Source organism: Pseudomonas sp. VS40 (assembly GCF_018587885.1).
GTDB classification, from domain to species: Bacteria; Pseudomonadota; Gammaproteobacteria; order Pseudomonadales; family Pseudomonadaceae; genus Aquipseudomonas; species Aquipseudomonas pergaminensis.
This window is the reverse complement of record NZ_JAGYWD010000002.1, coordinates 849,103-869,562: the sequence shown is the minus strand read 5'-3', so window position 1 is coordinate 869,562 and position 20,460 is coordinate 849,103. Positions and strand designations below refer to the sequence as shown.

Sequence of the window (20,460 nt, the reverse complement as noted above, 5' to 3'; positions counted from 1 at the left end):
ATGAACACAGTTGTCATCACCGGAGCGGGGTGTGTGTCACCGTTTGGTGTGGGTCGAGCGCGTCTTTGGGAGGGGTTGGCCACAGGACAATGTGCGATCGCACCAGTGCCTCGTTTGATCGACGTTGTCGGCGGAACATGTAACGCGGGGGCATTGCCGGATGATGCACTTGATGGCCTGTTCACGGCCAATGAGTTGTTACTGTTAGACCGCGCGAGTCAGTTTGCACTGCTGTCGGCGGCAGAGGCGCTGGCCATGGCCGGTCTCAACCCGGCCACGGTTGACCCCTACAGGTGCGCGGTCTACATGGGCACCGCCTTGGGTGGCAGCGAGTCGCTGCACAGCGCCTATCTGGATCTCTATCAGGCCGGCAGCGCTACACTCGCGCCGTGGACGGTGCCCCGGGTCATGGCGAATGCCGCAGCCAGTCACATAAGCTTAAAATACGGTTTCAAGGGCCCGGCGCTCACCGTCAGCACCGCGTGTGCCTCTTCCACACAGGCGATTGGCGAGGCTTATCGGTTGTTGCGATGCGGTGATGCAGACCTGGTGATGGCAGGTGGTACTGACGCATGTCTTAACGCACTGGTCTGGAAAGCGTGGGAGGCGTTGCGAGCCATGGCCCCCGATACCTGCCGGCCATTTTCCGTTGGCCGGCGTGGCATGGTGCTGGGCGAGGGGGGCGGGGTATTGGTTCTGGAGACCCTGGCGCATGCCCGAGCGCGCGGCGCACCGATACTGGCTCACGTATTGGGGTATGGGGTCAACAGTGACGCTGGCGACTTACTCAAGCCATCCGTGGAAGGCCCTGCTCAGGCCATGCGCCAGGCCATTGCCGACAGCTGCTTGCCCGTCGAGGCATTCAGTTACATCAACGCCCATGGCACCGGCACTTTACTCAATGACCGGTGCGAGACGGCGGCTATCAAACAAGTATTCGGCGCTCATGCGCCTTCGCTGGGTGTGTCATCCGTCAAGTCCTCGATAGGTCATCTGATGGGCGCTGCGGGCGTGGTCGAGTTGATTGGGGGGCTTATGAGCTCGATACACAATCAGATTCCCGGAACCCTTAATTACCTGGGGCAGGATGCCGACTGCGACTTGGACTATGTGACTGGGGGGGCGCGCGAGGCCAATGTGAAAGCGTGGCTGAAAAACTCCTTCGCGTTTGGTGGCCTTAATGTTTCCTTGGCTCTGGCTGCGCAGGGCGCTCAATGATTTTGGTCACCGGCGCCAGTGGATGCCTGGGCAGTCATATCGTGCGGGAGCTGCTGGAACAGGGTGAGCACGTGGCAGTGCTGGTCTTACCGAACGATCCAGCCGTGGCGTTGCAGAGCCTGCGCGAAGGTTTGGTCTGGCGCGAAGGCGATCTTCTGGATCCCGCCAGCCTCGGGTCCGCGCTTGAAGGCGTCACACAGATCTACCATGCCGCCGGTTTGGCGCTGCCTTACGAGTGCGAGCGCAAGCGTATGTTTGCGGTCAACGTGCAGGGAACGGTGAATTTGCTGCGGGCCGCTCGCGACGCGGGGGTCGAGCGCATCTTGCACGTATCGTCCATCGCTGCCGTTGGCTATCCGGCCGAGGAAGCGGACGAGTCAATGATCTATAACGGCGATGCATTTCGGCTGGCCTATATGCACAGCAAGCGTGATGCAGAAGATCAGGTTCGTGTTTTCTGTGCGTCGGGCATGGATATTGTCATTGCGTGTCCCTCTGCGGTCATCGCCTCCAACTGCGATGTGCTGCATGGATGGGGCAAGGTCATGCTTGATCTGCAGCTTCGACGCCTGCCGTTTATCCCACCCGGCGGCATTGCGGTCATCGGCGCGCAAGATCTGGTGAGGGGGCTGCTGGCCGTCATGGCCAAAGGCAAGAGCGGGGAGCGATATATCTTGAACGCTCATAACGTCAGCTATCTCGAATTGTTCACCTGCATGGCCGCTGCGATGGCCGTCGAAGCACCGCGTTGGCAGCCTTGCACATTGGGATGGATCGTCGCCCTTTTGCGGCCGTTGGACGTATTGCTCACGAGAATACCCCTCAGGCTCTCGGCCGATGTCGTTGCGTTGCTGGGCAGGCAGGTTCATTACCGAAGTGACAAGGCTCGTCGGCAATTAGGATTCGCACCGGCACAATCACTGGAGCATATGGTCCATGAGGCTGCAAGCTGGTTGACGAGTCGATAGGAGATTAATCGTTGAATGCATGGATGATGTTTGATCCTCAAGCACGGCAGGACACGCCTGCTGTGACTGAGTTGAATGCATGGTTGCAGGACTGGGCGAAACGCCTGGACTTTCGCCTCATGGATGAGCGCCGTTGCCTGCCGCCGCACTTGGTGCTGGCAGTCGGGAACCGGGGTTTACTGGGAATGCAGGTGCCCACCGACTATGGCGGCCGGTTGTGCTTGTCCAACTTCGAATTGCTGCGAGTACAGCGTCAATTGGGCGCCATTGATCTGACCTTGGCTTTTTTTATCGGTCTCAACAACGGGTTGGGTATCCGTCCTATTCAACGCTTCGCGGCGCCAGCTATCAAAGAGCGGTACCTGCCGCAACTGGCGAATGGTCGAATGCTCGCCGCGTTTGCGTTGACTGAGCGGGCGGCGGGCTCCAACCCGTTGGGCATGGCGGCCTGCGCGCGACGTGAAGGCAATGTGTTCAGGCTTGATGGGACTAAGTCCTGGTCAGGTTCGGCTGCATGGGCGGGCGTCATTTCGGTATTCGCCCGGCATATTGATGACCAAGGGCGTGAGCTCGGCTATTTGGGGCTCTGTGTAGATGCAGAGCAACAAGGTATGCGCCAGGGTAGCGAAGCGATGACGCTTGGCCTCAAAGGCATGGTGCAGAACCAACTGCATTTTGAAGCTGCGCTGGTCAACCAGGACCGAGTCCTGGGAAGTGCCTATGCAGGCCTGGCTGTGGCCAGCGACACGATGGCGTTCGGCCGGCTGGGTATTGCCGCTACCTGTGTCGGTGGGTTATGGCGGTGTGTTCAGTTGATGATCCGCTATAGCACCCGACGTAACCTGGGCGGCCACCCTCTTTGGGATCATGAGCATACACAACGCGTGGTTGATGACGCGCTCTGTGCAGCGACTGCAATTGGTAATTGGGTCGATGACCTGGCGCTACGACTGGATCAGGGCTTACCTGACGCTCCCCCCGAGGTCCTGGCAGCGACGAAGTGGTTGGCCAGCGAGGTGCTCGGGGAGGTCAGTGATAGCGCGCTGCAGATGCTAGGGGCTCGCGGCTACTGCGATAACAATCCCATTGGACAACTCTGGCGCGACGCTCGTATTACGCGTTTATTCGAAGGGCCTTCGGAAACGCTGGCGGCATTCATCGGTCAGCGCGTGCTGGAACAACCCAGCACGGTCATCGCCTACCTTGACCAGACTGCCCATGGCGAAATTACCCGAGCACGAATCCTGGAGTGGACCGCCGATGAGGTGTCCGCCTCGCGTTTATCTGCGGGTTCGCTCAGGTTGGGGGAGTGTGCTGCCTGGTTGATGCTCTCGTCGCAACCGCTGGATGAATTCTGTTGCCGTTGGGTGGACTATCGACTGGAGAGGGCGATGCACGCGTGGGAAAGAACACGTTTACCTATCAGAAAAATGAATTACTCAAGCGATTGGGCAACGATTGATGCAGGTCTTCAGGATTGCATCCAGCCCGGTGAAGAGCGCGAGATTGACCCTTTGCTTGCCTCACAGGTGAGCCTATGAAGGTACCGGCAGTGAAGGTCGGCCTTGCATTAGCGATACTGAGTAATGTCTGTTACGGCGACGCTCTCGACGCACTTGATTTCAACGGTCGTCTGGAAACCCGACAAGCGTTGACCCGCGAAGGCGAGTGGGGGCTCAACGAGTACTCCGCATTGTTGGGGGGGAGTTGGCAGGATGCATCGGGCTGGCGCTACAAGTTGCAAGTCAGGGCTTTGCAGGAAAATAAACTGGACGGCGACTATCACGAAGTCGAACCCCGTGAACTCTTCGCTGAATACCAAGGCGAACGATGTACCTCCACGCTGGGGATACAACAAGTCGTCTGGGGCAGCGCTGACCGGCTCAGGGTCCTGGACGTGATCCATGCGTTTGACCGTCGCGAAGGCTATTTCGGCGACTATGTCCAGCAACGACGCCCATTGGCCATGCTCAACAGTGAATGCTCGGTATTCCAGGATCAATCCTTACAGCTGCTGTTGATCCCCCAGACGCGTAAGGACCTCCTTCCCGATAGCGGTGCCCGTTATGCTGAAACCAGGGTCAGCGATTATTTGGGCAATATCCCTCAGACCGAAGCGGATGGTCCGGATTGGCGTAAACCTTCCGACTGGACACCCGCCTTGCGTTGGAGCGGCAACGCCCATGGGGTGGACTACTCCCTGAATGGCTGGCACGGCTGGCAGACTGAAGAGACCTCCTCCGCCCGGCTGACACCCGCTGGTCTGAGTTATCGAGAAGCACTGAAGCGTCGCACACTGCTTGGCGGCTCATTCGCGATGCCGATAGGGCCGGTGGTATTCAAGGGTGAAGCGGCCTTCGTACCTGACGCCTATCGTTACTCCCAGGCACAAACCGGCATCGTTGAGCTGGAGAAGAACCGTCAGAAGCAATTGCTGCTGGGTATGGATTACTTGAGTGGGGACTGGTTCTTCGGCATGCAGTACTACGACGTCTGGAAGGAGGCCGTGGCGCGCGCCGTCGATCAGGATCGCACGCAAATGATCAGCTTGGCGGTACGTCGCGAGCTGTGGCAGGGCCGGCTTTACCTCACCGCTTACGTTGCGCAGGACCTGCGCCTGGATGCGCAATATGCTTCTTTGGAAATGCGGTACGACATTGATGCCCACTGGCAGCTACGTACGGGTGTGGACATATTCGAGGGCAGTCAGCGTAGCTTCGGTTATTTTGACGAACAAAGCCGGTGGATCAATGCTGTGCGTTATTCCTTTTAGCGTGGACATGCGCTGCGTTAATGTGATTTTTGCGGGCGATGGCGACTCAGTCTAAGGGAGGACGTTTTGAGAATAGGGACGCATTTCCTTTACTAAAGACTCTCAGGATCGCCAAAGAACATCTGAATCCGCGATCGCAACCACCGCTCCCCCGGATCATTATCCTGCGAACCACGCCACGCCATGTGCAGTTCAAAGCTGCGCACCGGCAGCGGCGGGTCTTCCGCGCGTAAGCCGCCCGCCGAGGTCAAGGCCTCGGCCGCATAGTCCGGCACGGTCGCCAAGATATCCGTTCCCGCGAGCAATGTGCCGAGGCCGTTGAATTGCGGCACGGCCAGTACCACGTGGCGTTTGCGGTCGAGTTTTTCCAGTTCTTCATCGATGAAGCCGCTCAGGTCGCCTGCGAAGGACACCAGGGCGTGGGGGCGGGCGCAGAAGTCGTCGAGGCTCAGGGAGCCCGGTACGCTGTCGGCGCGCAGCAGTTTCGGCAGGCTGCGGCGCAGTACTTTGCGCTTGGCGTTGGCCGGGAGGTCGGCGGTGTAGCTGACGCCGATGGAGATCTCGCCGGAGGCCAGCAGGCCGGGCATCAGGATGTAGTTGACGCGGCGTACTACCAGGACGATGCCGGGGGCCTCGGCGCGCAGGCGTTTGAGCAGTTGCGGCAGCAGGGCGAATTCGACGTCGTCGGACAGGCCGATGCGGAACACGGCAGTGCTGGTGGCCGGGTCGAACTCGGCGGCGCGGCTGACGGCGGTGGAAATCGAGTCCAGGGCCGGGGAGAGCAGGGCGAAGATTTCGACCGCTCGGGCCGACGGTTCCATGCTGCGGCCGGTGCGCACGAACAGGGGGTCGTCAAACAACCCGCGCAGGCGTGACAACGCCGCGCTGATGGCCGGCTGGCCGAGGAACAGTTTCTCGGCTGCGCGGGTCACGCTGCGCTCATGCATCAAGGTTTCGAATACGATCAAGAGGTTAAGGTCGACACGACGCAGGTCGTTACGGTTCATCTTGTGTCCTGGAAGAGTCAGCAAACTTGACGAGAGCAGCCATATAAGAAGAATGACCGGCATGAATCTTACGGGTAAAGGCTGTTACTCTGCACAGGAAAATTGAGTTTTCTTACAAGCTCTGGGGTCTATTCCTCAGTTGCGGAATCAATGACAGGCATGTCGACTATTAATGGCGACCGGTGGTCTTACCCGGAAAGCCCAGATAGAGTTCATGGCATTAGAGGTTACTTTGACGAGGTTTGCGATGTCCCGCACGATCCGTTTTCACAAGTTTGGTCCGGCCGAGGTGCTCAAATGCGAAGAGCATGCAGCCGCGCAGCCCGCACCGGGCGAAGTGCAGGTGCGTGTCGAAGCGATTGGCATCAGCTGGTATGACATTCTGTGGCGCCAGAACCTGGCGTCTTCCCATGCACGCTTGCCATCCGGCCTGGGCCATGAGATGGCCGGGGTTGTGGTCGCCGTCGGCGACGGCGTGGATGACTTGGCAGCGGGCGATAAAGTGGCCAGTTTTCCGGCCGAAAGCCCCAATGATTACCCGGTGTATGGCGAACAGATCGTCCTGCCCCGTTCGGCCCTGACCCGCTATCCGGATGTCCTGAGCCCGATTGAAGCCAGCGTGCACTACACGCCGCTGCTGATTGCCTACTTTGCCTATGTGGATCTGGCGCGGGTCAAGCCTGGGCAGTTTGCACTGGTGACTGACGCCAGCCACTGCGCCGGCCCATCTTTCGTACAGCTGGGCAAGGCCCTGGGCGTACGGGTGATTGCCGCCACCAAGGACAGCGAAGAGCGCGAGTACCTACTGTCCCTCGGGGCAGAGAAGGTCATCGTCACCGAAGAGCAGGACCTGCTGATGCAAATCAACAAGTTCACTGATAACCGTGGCGTCGACGTGGTGTTCGACGGCCTGGGCGGCCCGCAGATGTCGCTGCTCGGCGATGTGCTGGCACCGCGTGGCAGCCTGGTGCTGTATGGCTTGCAGGGCGGTAACCAGACGCCATTCCCGGCGTGTGCAGCGTTTCAAAAGAACATTCAGTTCTTTGTGCATTGCATCGGCAACTTCACTGGCAAGCCTGAGCTGGGCATTATCCAGGACCAGGTGGCCTTGCAGCGGGCCCTGCGGGATATCAACCAATTGACCGCCGACCGTGTGCTGGTACCGCTTAAAACCACGGTGTTTCCGTTCAGTCAGTTTGTGGAAGCACACCGTTATATGGATGAATGCCCTTGCCGCGAGCGGGTTGCGTTGCAGGTTGAAGCTGTTTAAGCCGTAGGAAGATTCGCAAACGACGATGGCGCATGAGGCAAATGCGCCATTTGGCAGGGCTGATCCTGCACCGCCCATCAGGAGCCTGTCTGGCCCCTTAGCCCCTGGACCTCGCCTTTTTCCCTGACGCCGCCCTGAATTCCAGCGCGGCGTCTTTGTGTGTGGGTTTTTTACGTGCCGGCCGTCATTCATCTGCACTGGTTTTCGGCGTTGTTCTGTATCTATTAATCATTATCCCAGCACTGATAATTACGCCTTCACCTTCATCTCAAGGAATGAGCAATGAATGAATATCCGGCACTACTGTCGCGAGGGGCCGACACTAAAGGCGCAGCTTCCCTGTGGCCTCAGAGAATTAACAATGGGCGTATAAAGCTGCAATCCAGGAAAAGGGAAAGTTGCTGGGTTTATGTGTCGGACATTTCCTTTAATGGTGGGTTAAGAATCTGCAAGGACCTGTCGGAAAGATCCTAGGGTCGTGGCTGAATGCATTTTTATCCCGTAAATCCGGCGCTCTGGCGCGTCCATGGCTTTGGGGGCTTCCCGACGGCATCGGTGTTGTTTTGTTGCGCGGTGCTAATGTCTAGTCATCGGCGCACAAGTCTGTGTGCAGTTTTCTTACACGCGTAATAGGTCGAGCAAGTACTGTCAGCAGTTGCTTGGAACGGATATTTAAACTCAGGTAGTAGAACGATGAGCACTATTCACGAACAGGCTATGAACTATGTTTACCAGCAAGTTCTGCAACGTTTGATTGGCTACTTTAATCGCGCAGAGCGAACGGCACTCCAGTTGCTGGTCCAACGAATCGTTGTGGCGGCGGGCGGTATGGAACAGGTCGGGGATTACAAGGTGCTGGTGGCCCATGGGGGAGGTGAAGCGAGCACCTACACCCTGGCGTTGTTGCGTGCCGCGCAACTGACCATCGCCGGCCGTGCCCCCCGCACCTTTCACTTGCGGGTCGCGACGCTGCGCCATGCCGGGATGACCGAAGGCCGGCTCGACAGCCTCAACCTGGGCTATGGCCGCTTGTTTCTCCACGATGATCCCAGGGTTGAGTTACTGATGGTGGAAAACCAGGAAGTATTGCCCTTCAACCACCTGCGTCCCGCCTCTGCCGTCGGGCGGGAGATCAGCCAGCGCAACATGCTGATGATCGGCCACGTGACTTCGGGTGATTGCCGCGCAACTTTGTGCAATGACACCTACTTGGCACTCGGCGATTTCTATCAGCGCGTTACCACCTGCAATGGTGGGGTGCATGCCGTGGTCAACGGCGACTCCTTGCGCAAGCAAAGTCAGTTTCTGGCGTGGCTGAAAAAAACCGCCCAAGGCGCGGGGCTTGCCATCCCACCCAATTGGCCGGTGTCGCTCACGGGCCTGTTTGCGCGCATGGAGGAATGGAGCGCTGGCTATTACCGCGATGTGTATGGCGAGCATCATGTTGCGAGTGACAACCCCAGCAGGGCCGGCCATCGTCACTTGGCCTACATCGGCATTGCCGATCTGCTGGCGGATGTCGACACACAGCAGTCGCCGATGCTCAACGAGTTCATGGCCTATGCGCCCGACCCATTGGGCTTTCATTTCAGCCATCCGAGCTACTCCAACCCACAGTTGATGGCGCACCTGCGAGGCTTGCAGGCTCAATGCTTGCGCGATCTTGACTATGAGGAAGGCGTGCGAGGTTTTGTCCATCAGGCTTCCCAACGCATGCGCAGCGTGCAGGTGCCCGAAGAGTTGCTCGCGCGGGCTCAGAGCAGTGAAGGGCGCATCCAATCCAGAACCTACGCGCAGCACTACTTTGGCCTGGATGAAACACAGCTGATCTGCCTGCTGTTTTCTCCGTTTATCCATCATGGTGAGCGGCTGGAAGGCTATCTGCGCCAATGCCACCCGGGCATGCTCGTGGCCCTGCCAGAACTGCACAAGGTCCTGCAGGGCAAGCCGTCCGCCGAGATGTTGCAGCAGTGGGTCATCGATACCAGCGGCTTGCCGATGCCGCTGGTGCAACACCTGTACCGCAAGCGGCCGCTGATCGCTGGGAGCGGCCAAACAACCCACAGTGCGGGGGCCATGACTCGCGGCAGCGCGCAGGCCTGTCAATTGTCCGGGCGATGACACTGCGCGGCGAACGGCAGGCGGACTTCGCGTACCAGGCGGTTTATCGCTACATGATCACGCTGATCAACGAAGTAAGCACCAATGCCCGGGTAAAGCTGCCCTCCCTGCGGCAGTTGGCGGGGCGCCTGAATGTGTCGATCTCGACGGTACAGTACGCATACTCACTGCTGGAAAAGGAGGGGCGGGTCTACTCGGTGGCCAAGTCGGGCTATTACGCCTGGCCGCTGTCTTCAAACCCACAGGCGTGGGCTGGTGGAGATCTGCTCGACCGGCTCTACGCCGCAGCGCGCAGGCCGGGCATGGTGGTGCTCAGTGGCGATGAACCCGCGTTGCTGGCTTCGCTGGACAGCAGCCTGTTGCGCCTCGAGCGAGAGTTGGTGCGCCAGTACCCACAGCATCTGCAACCCTGGTCCCAGCCTTGCGGTGTGTGGGAGCTGCGCGCGGTGCTGGCGGCACGTTATACCTCGTCGCCGACGCGTTGTTGGCATGCCGATGACGTGTACATCGGTGCCGACCTGCGCGGTGTGCTGCACATTCTCATCGATGTACTGGGCCTGAGGGGGACCACGGTGATTGTCGAATCACCCTGCGACTGGCTGGTCCTGCGCCTGCTCCAGGATGCGGGGGTGCGCATCATCGAATTGCCCTGGATGCCGGACGGTCGCCTGGACCTGGTCAGCCTTGACCGCGTGTTAGCCACCGAGCCGGTGCACCTGGTGCTGCTGTCATCAAAGGTCAGCCTGCCGGCAGGCAGTGTGATGCCGCACCACGACCGCCTGGCCGTTGCACAAATGCTGGATCACTACGGTTGCTGGCTGCTGGAGAACGACACCTTTGGCGAACTGGGATTCAATCATCAACAGCCAGCACTGCGGGAGCTGGTGAACCCTGAGCGGCTCATGGTGTTTTCTTCGTTCGAGAAGATCCTGGGTTCGGAAGCGCCTTTTGGTTATCTGCTGTCCCGGCGCATGAGCAGTGAATTACAGCGCCAGTTCCTGCTGCGCGCCTTTCGTTTGTCGTCGATCCGCCAGCGCGCGATTGCGCGCCTGTATCAAAGCGGGCGAATCGACCAGCACCTGCGTGCATTGCGCCGAGACTTACATGAGCAGGCGCAGGCGATGAGCCAACGGTTGGACCAGTATCTGGAGGGACAGGTGAGCTTCAGTGCACCCGCTGCCGGGGCGACGTTCTGGTTGCACTCAACGCACCCGGTGGACATGCGCCAGGTATTCCAGCGGCTGCTCGGCCAGCAGGTGGTGATTGCGCCCGGTGAACTGTTCAGCGTCAGCGGCCTGCATCAACAGGATTTTCGCCTGAGCCTGACCTTTCATGGGCAGCCGGACCTCGATGCTGCCTTGGCGGCCATCGGCGAGGCGCTGCATCAGGCCCGGATGGGATGATTGCGTGAAGTTTCTCTCACTGTTGTAGGATCGATACCGTCGCGCAGGAGTCCAACTCTCAGTAAACTGCCGTTTTTTTCCCGAATCCTTCTTTCCGAGGTTTATGCATGACAATCAGTCCTTTTGCGGGCAAGCCGGCGCCAGCCCAGTTGCTGGTGGATATCCCGCGACTGGTTACGGCCTACTACACCGGCCAGCCTGATGCAGCAATCTCCACCCAGCGCGTGGCGTTCGGTACCTCCGGTCACCGTGGCAGCTCGTTTGAACTGAGCTTCAACGAATGGCATGTACTCGCTATCAGCCAAGCTATCTGCCTGTATCGCGAAGCCCAGGGCATCAATGGCCCGCTGTTTGTCGGCCTGGATACCCACGCGTTGTCGACACCTGCCGGCGCCAGCGCCCTGGAAGTACTGGCCGCCAATGGCGTGCACGTGATGCTGGCGCAAGGCGATGAATACACGCCGACTCCGGCGATTTCCCACGCCATCATCTGCTACAACCGTGGCCGCACCAGCGGCCTGGCCGACGGCATTGTCATCACGCCGTCGCACAACCCGCCGCAGAGTGGCGGCTACAAGTACAACCCGCCCAATGGCGGCCCGGCCGACACCCACGTCACCAAGTGGATCGAAGCCAAGGCCAATGAGCTGCTGGCCAATAAACTGGCCGGGGTCAAGCGCGTCACCCACGCCCAGGCACTCAAGGCCGATACCACCCATCGCCATGACTACCTCAACAGCTATGTGGCTGATCTGGTCAATGTGATCGACATGGACGCCATCCGCAGTGCCGACCTGCGCCTGGGCGTAGACCCGCTGGGCGGAGCAGGGGTGCGCTACTGGTCGGCGATCGCCGAGCATTACCGCCTGAATCTGGACGTGGTGAACACCGAAGTCGACGCCACCTTCCGCTTCATGAGCGTCGACTGGGACGGCCAGATCCGCATGGACCCGTCCTCCAGCTACGCCATGCAGGGCCTGATCGGTCTCAAGGAACGCTTCGACGTGGCATTCGCCTGCGACCCGGACCACGACCGCCACGGCATCGTCACGCCGTCCGGTGGCCTGTTGGCACCGAACAACTACCTGGCCGTGTCCATCGACTATCTGTTCCAGAACCGTCCTGACTGGCGCGCCGATGCTGCCGTGGGCAAGACCGTGGTCAGCAGCGGCTTGATCGATCGCGTCGCGGCGCGCATTGGCCGTCGCCTGTACGAAGTGCCGGTCGGCTTCAAGTGGTTCGCCGACGGCCTCTTCGAAGGCTCGTTGGGCTTTGGCGGCGAAGAAAGCGCCGGCGCCTCGTTCCTGCGCAAGGATGGCACCGTCTGGAGCACGGACAAGGACGGCCTGATCCCGGCACTGCTGGCTGCAGAAATGACCTCGCGCAAAGGCCAGGACCCGAGCCAGATTTACCGTGGCCTGACTGACGCCCTGGGCGAACCGTTCGCGATTCGTGTCGACGCCAAGGCCACACCGGCGCAGAAAGCCTTGCTGGGCAAGCTGTCGCCGGATCAGGTGACGTCCACCGAGTTGGCCGGGGAAAGCATCCAGCAGATCCTCAGCCATGCGCCGGGTAACAACCAGGCAATCGGCGGGTTGAAGGTGATGACCGAAAACGGCTGGTTCGCTGCACGGCCATCGGGCACCGAGGATATCTACAAGATCTACGCCGAGAGCTTTATTGGCGAAGACCACCTCAAGCAATTGGTGGAAGAGGCGCAGGTGCTGGTAGACGGCGCTATCAGCCAGTAACCCATTGTAGGAGCCCGGCTTGCCGGCGGTGGCGTTCGTAAGATCGCTATCGCCGGCAAGCCGGGCTCCTACAAAGTTAAGCGAGGTCAACCAAGACAATCTCGCTGTCTTCAATCGCGGTTACCCGCAACACCTGTTCATCCTCTACGGCGACACCGTCTCGCGCTTGCGCACGCACGCCGTTGACTTCAATCACGCCCGTCGCCGGTACCAGGTACGCACGGCGTCCGCTGTCCAGGCGGTATTCAGCACTTTCCCCGGCTTTCAGGTTCGCGGCCACCAGGCGTGCATCCGCACGAATGCGCAGGCTTTCGCTGTCCCCGGCCTTGCCACTGGCCAGCGTCACAAATCCTTCGCGATCCCCCTTGGGAAACGGCTTGGCGCCCCACGAAGGCGGCAGACCGGCTTCATTCGGAATGATCCAGATCTGGAAGATCTTGGTTGGCGTCTCTTCCAGGTTGTACTCGCTGTGGGCGATCCCGGTGCCGGCGCTCATCACCTGCACGTCACCGGCTTCGGTGCGGCCTCTGTTGCCGAGGTTGTCGGCGTGGCTGATCGCCCCTTCGCGCACGTAGGTGATGATCTCCATATCGCGGTGCGGATGCTGTGGGAAGCCGGTGCCCGGCGCAATGATGTCGTCGTTCCATACCCGCAGGTTGCCCCAGTGCATGCGCTTGGGGTCGTGGTATTCAGCGAACGAAAAGTGGTGATGGGCATCAAGCCAGCCATGGTGGGCGCCACCCAGGGAATTGAAAGGTCGAAGTTCAAGCATGATCGTCTCCTGTGGATGGCGCCTATGATCCTGCAGCTCATGATCGATAAAAAGCCGGAAATATGCCTGATTCCTATCAGTCGATTAGATGAGTTGGTGGCGTTTTGACTTTCAGTTCATCGCCTAACTGCATGACAGCAAAGCAATTGGCTGGAACTCAACCTCGATTCCGGCGACCATGGCGCACTTGTCTGAACCCAGCTCATCGCAGGAGTCCGCGTGTCGCAACAAAAGCCTGATCTTCCTCCCGAACTGCGCCCCTTGGCCGAAATGCCGCTATTGAAACGCCTGGCCGCGCGCCTGTTTGGCCATGGCTTGACCCGTTTACGCGCTCAGCACCGGTTTTCCTGGTTGCACGGGCAGGCCGACGGTTTTCGCAGTGGGCATGAGGCAGGTGTGGAGTACGGCTACCGCGAGGGCAAGGCCGATGGCATCGAGGAAGGCCGGCAAGTCTTGCTGATTCGCGACTTCCGCCCGGATGAGCACCGAGCGCCGGGTGTGGATGACAGCCTCTTCGATGATTGGCGCCTGCCGCTGACGGCCGAGTTGAAGAAACGCATCAAGGCTGACGTTGCGCGGTTACTGCCGGCCCACGCGCAGCCAAGCGCTGCACAGTGGAAGATGATCTTCAGCGATACGCCTTCGACCTCAGTGATAGCCGGCGCCGGTGCGGGCAAATCCACCTCCCTGGTGCTGCGTATTTTGCTCCTTACCCATTACCTGGGCTTCGAGCTGAGCTCAATGACGGTGGTGACCTTTACCCGTGAGTCGCGCAAAGACTTCATCAACAAGCTCATGGAAATTCTCAGCCTGTGGGGCCAACCCCTTGGCATGAAAGAAGCGCAGGCCGTGGTGCGAACCTTTCACTCGCGCATCCTGCCGATGGTGCGCAGCCTGCCGGGCTTTGAGCGCCTGCAAGCGTTCGAAAACCTCAGTGCAGGCTTTGAGGACGTCGACAGCAACCCCTTTGACCTGCGCATCAACGACGCCCAACGCCAGCAGATGAACGCCTGTTACCACCGTCTGCACGGCCAGCATGCGCGCTTTCGCGAGCTGATAGCGCCGCTGGCACGCCAGGGCCTGCAGCTCAAGGAGCTGGAGCGCGAGCATCCCGATGTGCAAAAGCGCGTGGCCGTGACCGAACTGGCGGCCAAGCGCGATGAAGAACTGTGCGATCTGATCGAAGACCTGTGGTTCCGCGCGGGTGCGTGGCCGATCAAGGGTATCGAGCCCAATCGCCAGACCCTGGAGATCAACGGCGCGCAGTTTCACTGCCATGGCTATATACCGGAGCTGGACGCCTGGGTGGTGCTGGGCTTTGACTCAAGGGAAAACGCCCAGATCAGCCGGCCAAATTCGAAATTGTCCGTACGGGCAGAATGGGCGGTAAAGCGCACCCTGTTTCAAGCTTTCTGCCGTAAGCCACTGATATGGCTCGATAGTTATGAATCTTCAAAGCGGCTCTTAAGCAGTTTGGCCGGTGATGCCAGCGCCGGGCCAGGCTTTGATTACAAGGTTAAGGGCGAACTCGCCTCTGCGCCGTTGCTGGACAGCTTTGTGATGGCGGCCGGGTTTATCGAAAACCTGGGGCTGGACGTGCCCACTGCGGTTGGGCAGATGAGTTTTGCCAAGGACGACCCGGACCGGTTCTTCTTCGAAGCGCTGGGCATCTTCTGGAAGGCCCTGGAAGATCACCTGTTGGACCAGTCGCCACCGATCATGACCTACAACCGCATGTTTTCGCTGTTCGGCGAAAACACCCCGGAAAACCTCAAGCTGCTCAGTGATCCGCTGTTGCGGCCGCTGTCGCATTTGATGATCGACGAGTTCCAGGACGTCTCGCCGCAGATTGTCTCGTGGATCCGCGCCAGCCTGCGCGAGATCCGCAGTCGCGGCCCGGCCATGCACGTCGGGCGCGGTGCCCAGCGCTCGTCGCTGTTGTGCGTGGGGGATGACTGGCAGTCGATCTACGGCTGGCGCGGGAGTTCGCCCAAGTACTTCATGGCGTTCAACCAGGAATTCCCGTCACCCGCCACCACTCGCGTGATGCTTGGGGAGAACTACCGCAGCCATCAACACATCATCGACGCCGCCGAGCACATTGTGCGGGCGGCACCCGCCATCCCCGGCAAGAAGGCCAAGGCCAGCGGGGCGCCCAAGGATTTGGTGCCCGTCAAGGTGCTGGAGCGCGATGATGCCGCATTGGGGCGGCAGTTGCAGGCGCACTACCAGCGCGGCGAATCAGTGTTAATGCTTTATCGAAAAAGTAGCGATAAGTTACTGATTCAAGAGCATATTCAGTCTGTAGTTAATGTGGATTCTAGCTTGCCACCCCAGGCACGCAGGCTAAAGCAACTGACCTATCACAGTGCCAAGGGGCTGCAGGCGGACGCAGTATTTCTGCTTGGGGATTGCCAGCACGTGACCAGCTCACCGTACAAGAACCAGGTGTACCGCATGGCCGGCCTGGGCAAGGACGGTGACAGCGAGCCGTACGACACTGCGCAAAAGGACGAAGTGTTGCGCCTGGCCTACGTGGGCATTACTCGGGCGGTGAGCCATTGCTATTGGTACGTGGAAAAGCCCGAAGGCCAGGCGGTGAATGTGCCGAAAGCGTCAGAGCGGGTGGATGGCAGGAAAGCCTTCTTCGACGACCAACGAACCCCAGTGTAGGAGCCGACTTGCCGGCCATGAGGTCCTGGAAAGACGTGGTGCTCCTCCGAAGCCAGCGCCTACGGAGGTCGGCTCAGGCCCGCAGGGACTGCGGCGGCACAAACGACTCCAATTCATCCTCCACCGCCTCGATAATCCGCTCTACATCGGCGGCGTTCATCACGGTGGCGCAGGGGATGCCGGCGATGGCGATCAGGGTTTCACCGCTGGCACGGTCGAACAGGCGGACGATCATGCTGCCGGGCGCATCCATGCTGCCCTCGAAGCCCATCGGATGAAAATGCCAGCGCATCAGCTGGCAGGCGTTGGGGAACGTCACTTTGTTCATATTGCCCACCTTGTTCATTGAGCGCTTCCTTTAGCTCGCGGCAGGGGGCCATGACCTTCACTGGTCTTGGCATCGAAGGGCTTAAAAATAGCATCCGTGCGCAGCCGCAAGGTGAGTTTTTTGCCTCCGTTCGGCGGTTGTTTTCGATAAGTTTGATGTGGATCATGTCCTACTTGAAATTGGGCAAAAGGCCACTAATCAGAAGTTCCAATTGGCCATTGATGGCCTTGGCAAAATTCGGCAATCTCCACGGTTTACCCGCCATAGAGCCGCCCATGCCCGACATCGCCCTGGACGATGACTCCCAGCACTCCCACGCCACTCGCGAGCTGGTGCTGCGCCATCACCTGTGTTGGCGCCACCGGGACCTGGAGGGCGTGATGTCCTACTACCACCCGGATATCCAGTACCACGACTTCTTCCAGAACCGTGTCGTCGGTTTCGCCGACTTGCGCGACTACCTGCAAGCCAGCATGCCACGCGAGGCCGACGAGGCGATCGAGCACACCGATCGCATCCGCGCCGATGGCGACACTGCGTTCATCCAGTACCGCATTACCTTGCGCGGCGGGCAGGGCTTGGTGTCGTTCCGCACCAGCGAGGCCATCACGGTGCGCGACGGGTTGATCTGGCGGGTCAACGAGTACGCCTCCCTGGTGCATGAACAGCCGGCCCAGGCCGCGCGGCCCTCGGTCAGCCGCCTGGGGCTGTCGCCCCAGCAATTGGGGCACATGGCCAATGACCTGCAGCAGTATTTCGAATGCAAGCAACCCTACCTGGACCCAGAGCTGGACCTGCAGCGGGTTGCCAAGGAGTGTGGCTATAGCCGCAACCAGATTTCCTACCTGCTCAACCAAGTGCTGGGCCAAAGTTTCTATCGCTATGTCAACCAGGCAAGGCTCCAGCATCTGCTGGCCGCGCTGGACAAGGCCGTCCTCCCGATAAAAATCGACGACCTGGCGTTTGCCGCAGGCTTCAATTCGCTGTCGGCGTTCTACAGTGCGTTTCGCCAGCACACGGGCCAGTCGCCCAAGGCCTACGTCAAACAAATTTCCCTGCGTGCACGCGCGCAAGACAGCCCCTGACAGCCCGCTCTAGGATCGACCCTATCGAAACGAGGTGGGGGAACCTGGCATGCCGGCATGGCGCACGATCAGTTTATGGATGGACCAGCTGGACGACCCGCTGCAAGCGCGGCCGGCGCTGGCGCATGACTTGGATGTCAACGTGGCCATCATCGGCGCCGGTTACACCGGGCTGTGGACCGCGTATTACCTGAAACGCCAGGCCCCCGAGCTGAAAATCGCCATCATCGAGGCACAGACCGCCGGCTTCGGCGCCTCCGGTCGCAATGGCGGCTGGCTGATGGGCAACCTGCTGGGGGAGGACCGCTTGCTTGCCGGCCTGAACCCCGAACAACGCCGCGCCTCGTTTGACCTGTTGCACGCCATCCCTGACGAAGTGGCCCAGGTGCTGGCGCGTGAAGGCATCGACTGTGACTACCGCAAGGGCGGCGCCTTGTACTGCGCCGCACGCTATCCCGAGCAGGAAGGCAGCCTGCGCCGCTACCTCGACAAACTCTATGCCCAGGGCCTGACCGAAGCCGACTACCGCTGGCTCGGCCCGCAGCAACTGGCCGAGCAGATCCGCATTGCCAAGCCGTATGGCGGCATTTATGCACCCCACGTCGCGACCATCAACCCCGCCAAGCTGGTGCGAGGCCTGGCGCGAGTGGTGGAGAACATGGGTGTAACGATCTACGAGAACAGCCCGGTTACCCACTGGCAATCCGGCAGCCTGCGCACCGCCAAGGCCAGTGTGCGCGCAGCCTGGGTGGTGCCGGCGGTGGAGGGCTACGCGAACACGTTGCCACTGCTGGGCCGTTACCAATTGCCGGTGCAGAGCCTGATCGTCGCCACGGAGCCATTGCCGGCCAGTACCTGGGATGAGATCGGCCTCAGCCACGGCCAAGCCTTTGGCGAAAGCAGTCGCCAGGTCACCTACGGCCAGCGCACGGCGGACAACCGCCTGGTGTTCGGTGCCCGCGGTGGCTACCAGTTTGCCGGCAAGCTGCGCCACAACTTCGACTTGACCGACAGTGAGGTGGAGCTGCGTCGCTACCTGTTCGGTGAGCTGTTCCCGCAGCTCAAGCACGTAAGGATCAGCCATTCCTGGGGTGGCAACCTGGGCATGTCGCGCAATTTCCGCCCGCACATGCTCTGCGACCACAAGACCGGCATCGCGCTGTCTGGCGGGTATGGCGGGGAGGGCGTCGGTGCCACCAACCTGGGCGGCCGCACCCTGGCCGACCTGATCCTGGGCCACGACACCCCGCTGACCCACCAGCCCTGGGTCATCCGCGAGCGTGGCCTGGAGGTACTCAAGCCCTGGGAGCCCGAACCCTGCCGCTGGCTCGGCTACAACGCGATCATTCGCAGTTTTGTCCATGAAGACCAGGTGTTGGCCAACCCCAATACCGCCCCGTGGCGCCGCAAGCTGGCGACCGGCGTGGCCGGGTTCATGGAAGGTTTTATGCACTAAGTCGTTTCACTCACACGGGAATACCCATGAGCATCACTCAATTCAAAGACACGCTGAACGCCCACCTGCCGGACTCGTCGCCCGTCGCCGTGCCGCTGGGTGAGCCCATTGCCGTGGCCTCGACCCTGAGCGTCGAGCGCAACGACGGCGTCGAGACCGGCATCTGGGAGTGCACCCCCGGGCGCTGGCGTCGACAGATCAAATCCCAGGAGTTTTGCCACTTTGTCCAGGGCCGCTGCACCTTCACCCCGGACAACGGCGAAATCGTCCACATAGAAGCCGGCGACGCACTGATGTTGCCGGCCAACAGCACCGGTATCTGGGATATCCAGGAGACCGTGCGCAAGACCTACGTACTGATGCTGCAAGCTTCTAGCTGCAAGCCTGAAGACTAAGAACTTGCGGCTTGCAGCTGAAAACTTACAGCTGCCTTTTTGCTCTCCTGCCATAAAAACAGCCCTAAAACCGCCAGGAAATCGAACCATGAAAGCCATTGCCCTGTTGCCCTTGATGTTGGTGGCCTCTATCAGCCAGGCCGCCGAGACGGTGAAAATCTACAACTGGTCGGACTACATTGCGCCGGACACCACCAAGAACTTCCAGAAAGAAACCGGTATCGGTTTCACCTACGACGTGTACGACAGCAATGAAACCCTCGACGGCAAGTTGATGACCGGTAAATCCGGCTACGACGTGGTGTTTCCGTCCAACCATTTCATGGCTCGGCAAATCCAGGGCGGCGCTTTGAAGAAACTCGACAAGAGCCAGTTGCCCAACTGGAAAAACCTCAACCCGGTGCTGCTCAAGGCCCTGGAAAACAACGACCCCGGCAATGCCCATGGCTTTCCGTACCTGTGGGGCAGTACCGGCATCGGCTACAACATCGACAAGGTCAAGGCGGTACTGGGCGACAACGCGCCGGTCGATTCCTGGGACCTGATCTTCAAGCCCGAGAACATGGCCAAGCTGCAGAAATGCGGGGTGGCGATTCTGGATAATGGCCCGGAGTTGCTGCCGGCCGCGCTCAACTACCTGGGTTTGCCACATCACAGCAAGAAGCCCGAGGACTACAAAAAGGCTGAAGACCTGCTGATGAAAGTGCGACCTTATGTGGCGTACTTTCACTCCTCGAAATACACCGCGGACCTGGCCAACGGCGACATCTGCGTAGCGGTGGGCTTCTCTGGCGACATCCTGCAGGCGGAAAGCCGTGCCAAGGAAGCCAAGAACGGCGTGAACATCGGCTACAACATTCCCAAGGAAGGCGCTGCGATCTGGTTCGACATGGTCGCCATGCCCGCCGATGCACCCAACGAAAAAGCCGGCTACGCATTCATGAACTACCTGTTGCGCCCGGAAGTAATGGCCAGCATCACCAACTACGTGCACTACGCCAACGGCAACCAAGCCGCCGACAGCCTGGTGGACCCGGCCATCAAGTCTGACACCAAGGTCTATCCGAGCCCGGAAATGATGGGCAAATTGTTCGCGTTGGAAGCGATGCCGTTGAATATCGACCGGGTGCGTACGCGAGTGTGGAACACCATTCGCACCGGTAAGTAAGTGCGACGCCCGCCCCCCTGTGGGAGCGGGCTTGCCCGCGAATACGGAGTGTCGGTCAATAAATCTGGCGAC

Annotated in this window: 16 protein-coding genes; 13 read left to right on the top strand and 3 right to left on the bottom strand. The window is 60.1% G+C overall.

Features of this window, described 5'->3' with window-relative positions; translation table 11 throughout:
* The 4 genes from KHP07_RS09005 to KHP07_RS08990 are packed head-to-tail and all read left to right on the top strand — an operon-like array spanning nt 1 to nt 4,959.
* Nucleotides 1–1,218 (top strand): beta-ketoacyl-[acyl-carrier-protein] synthase family protein, encoded by a 1,218-nt coding sequence (locus tag KHP07_RS09005; RefSeq protein ID WP_214497056.1) that lies wholly within the window; start codon nt 1–3, stop codon nt 1,216–1,218.
* Nucleotides 1,215–2,186, top strand: a complete 972-nt coding sequence (locus KHP07_RS09000) for an SDR family NAD(P)-dependent oxidoreductase (RefSeq protein WP_214497055.1) — start codon at nt 1,215–1,217, stop codon at nt 2,184–2,186. The genes KHP07_RS09005 and KHP07_RS09000 overlap by 4 nt, the downstream gene beginning before the upstream one ends.
* Before the next feature lie 11 nt (nt 2,187–2,197).
* Nucleotides 2,198–3,727, top strand: a complete 1,530-nt coding sequence (locus KHP07_RS08995) for an acyl-CoA dehydrogenase family protein (RefSeq protein WP_214497054.1) — start codon at nt 2,198–2,200, stop codon at nt 3,725–3,727.
* Nucleotides 3,724–4,959, top strand: a complete 1,236-nt coding sequence (locus tag KHP07_RS08990; RefSeq protein WP_214497053.1) for a hypothetical protein — start codon at nt 3,724–3,726, stop codon at nt 4,957–4,959. The genes KHP07_RS08995 and KHP07_RS08990 overlap by 4 nt, the downstream gene beginning before the upstream one ends.
* Before the next feature lie 92 nt (nt 4,960–5,051).
* Here KHP07_RS08990 and KHP07_RS08985 read toward each other — a convergent pair whose 3' ends face one another.
* A complete protein-coding gene (locus tag KHP07_RS08985; RefSeq protein WP_010210548.1) occupies nt 5,052–5,966 on the bottom strand; it encodes a LysR family transcriptional regulator in 915 nt (304 codons plus the stop codon).
* A gap of 247 nt (nt 5,967–6,213) precedes the next feature.
* Here KHP07_RS08985 and KHP07_RS08980 point away from each other — a divergent pair, with 247 nt between their 5' ends.
* From KHP07_RS08980 to pgm, 4 genes are all read left to right on the top strand, one after another.
* Nucleotides 6,214–7,236 (top strand): zinc-dependent alcohol dehydrogenase family protein, encoded by a 1,023-nt coding sequence (locus tag KHP07_RS08980; RefSeq protein WP_078048401.1) that lies wholly within the window; start codon nt 6,214–6,216, stop codon nt 7,234–7,236.
* A gap of 693 nt (nt 7,237–7,929) precedes the next feature.
* A complete protein-coding gene (locus KHP07_RS08975) occupies nt 7,930–9,357 on the top strand; it encodes a hypothetical protein (protein ID WP_214497052.1) in 1,428 nt (475 codons plus the stop codon).
* Entirely contained in the window at nt 9,354–10,760 is a 1,407-nt protein-coding gene (locus KHP07_RS08970; RefSeq protein ID WP_214497051.1) for an aminotransferase-like domain-containing protein, read from the top strand. Before KHP07_RS08975 ends, KHP07_RS08970 begins: the two co-directional genes overlap by 4 nt.
* A 107-nt stretch (nt 10,761–10,867) precedes the next feature.
* Nucleotides 10,868–12,511 carry a phosphoglucomutase (alpha-D-glucose-1,6-bisphosphate-dependent) gene (pgm, locus tag KHP07_RS08965; RefSeq protein ID WP_100490694.1) on the top strand — a complete coding sequence of 548 codons (1,644 nt, stop codon included), beginning with the start codon at nt 10,868–10,870 and terminating at the stop codon, nt 12,509–12,511.
* A 76-nt stretch (nt 12,512–12,587) separates the two neighbouring features.
* On the opposite strand, the gene KHP07_RS08960 is transcribed toward pgm, so the two are convergent.
* Nucleotides 12,588–13,283 carry a pirin family protein gene (locus KHP07_RS08960; RefSeq protein WP_214497050.1) on the bottom strand — a complete coding sequence of 232 codons (696 nt, stop codon included), beginning with the start codon at nt 13,281–13,283 and terminating at the stop codon, nt 12,588–12,590.
* Nucleotides 13,284–13,502: 219 nt separating this feature from the next.
* On the opposite strand from KHP07_RS08960, the gene KHP07_RS08955 reads away from it, so the two are divergent.
* Nucleotides 13,503–15,956 carry a UvrD-helicase domain-containing protein gene (locus KHP07_RS08955; protein WP_214497049.1) on the top strand — a complete coding sequence of 818 codons (2,454 nt, stop codon included), beginning with the start codon at nt 13,503–13,505 and terminating at the stop codon, nt 15,954–15,956.
* A gap of 73 nt (nt 15,957–16,029) precedes the next feature.
* On the opposite strand, the gene KHP07_RS08950 is transcribed toward KHP07_RS08955, so the two are convergent.
* Nucleotides 16,030–16,302 (bottom strand): DUF1652 domain-containing protein, encoded by a 273-nt coding sequence (locus KHP07_RS08950; protein ID WP_049708382.1) that lies wholly within the window; start codon nt 16,300–16,302, stop codon nt 16,030–16,032.
* A gap of 257 nt (nt 16,303–16,559) precedes the next feature.
* Between KHP07_RS08950 and KHP07_RS08945 the strand changes: the two genes are divergently transcribed.
* The 4 genes from KHP07_RS08945 to KHP07_RS08930 all read left to right on the top strand — a co-directional run bounded on the left by KHP07_RS08945 (nt 16,560) and on the right by KHP07_RS08930 (nt 20,388).
* The gene (locus tag KHP07_RS08945; protein WP_214497048.1) at nt 16,560–17,369 is read left to right on the top strand and encodes a helix-turn-helix transcriptional regulator; all 810 of its coding nucleotides are present in this window, start codon (nt 16,560–16,562) and stop codon (nt 17,367–17,369) included.
* A gap of 49 nt (nt 17,370–17,418) precedes the next feature.
* Nucleotides 17,419–18,825: an NAD(P)/FAD-dependent oxidoreductase gene (locus tag KHP07_RS08940; protein WP_214497047.1), complete on the top strand. Its 1,407-nt coding sequence runs from the start codon at nt 17,419–17,421 to the stop codon at nt 18,823–18,825.
* Between the two features lie 26 nt (nt 18,826–18,851).
* Entirely contained in the window at nt 18,852–19,220 is a 369-nt protein-coding gene (locus KHP07_RS08935; protein WP_099492009.1) for a cupin domain-containing protein, read from the top strand.
* Nucleotides 19,221–19,308: 88 nt separating this feature from the next.
* The gene (locus KHP07_RS08930) at nt 19,309–20,388 is read left to right on the top strand and encodes a polyamine ABC transporter substrate-binding protein (RefSeq protein WP_078048410.1); all 1,080 of its coding nucleotides are present in this window, start codon (nt 19,309–19,311) and stop codon (nt 20,386–20,388) included.
* The last annotated feature ends 72 nt before the right edge of the window (nt 20,389–20,460 follow it).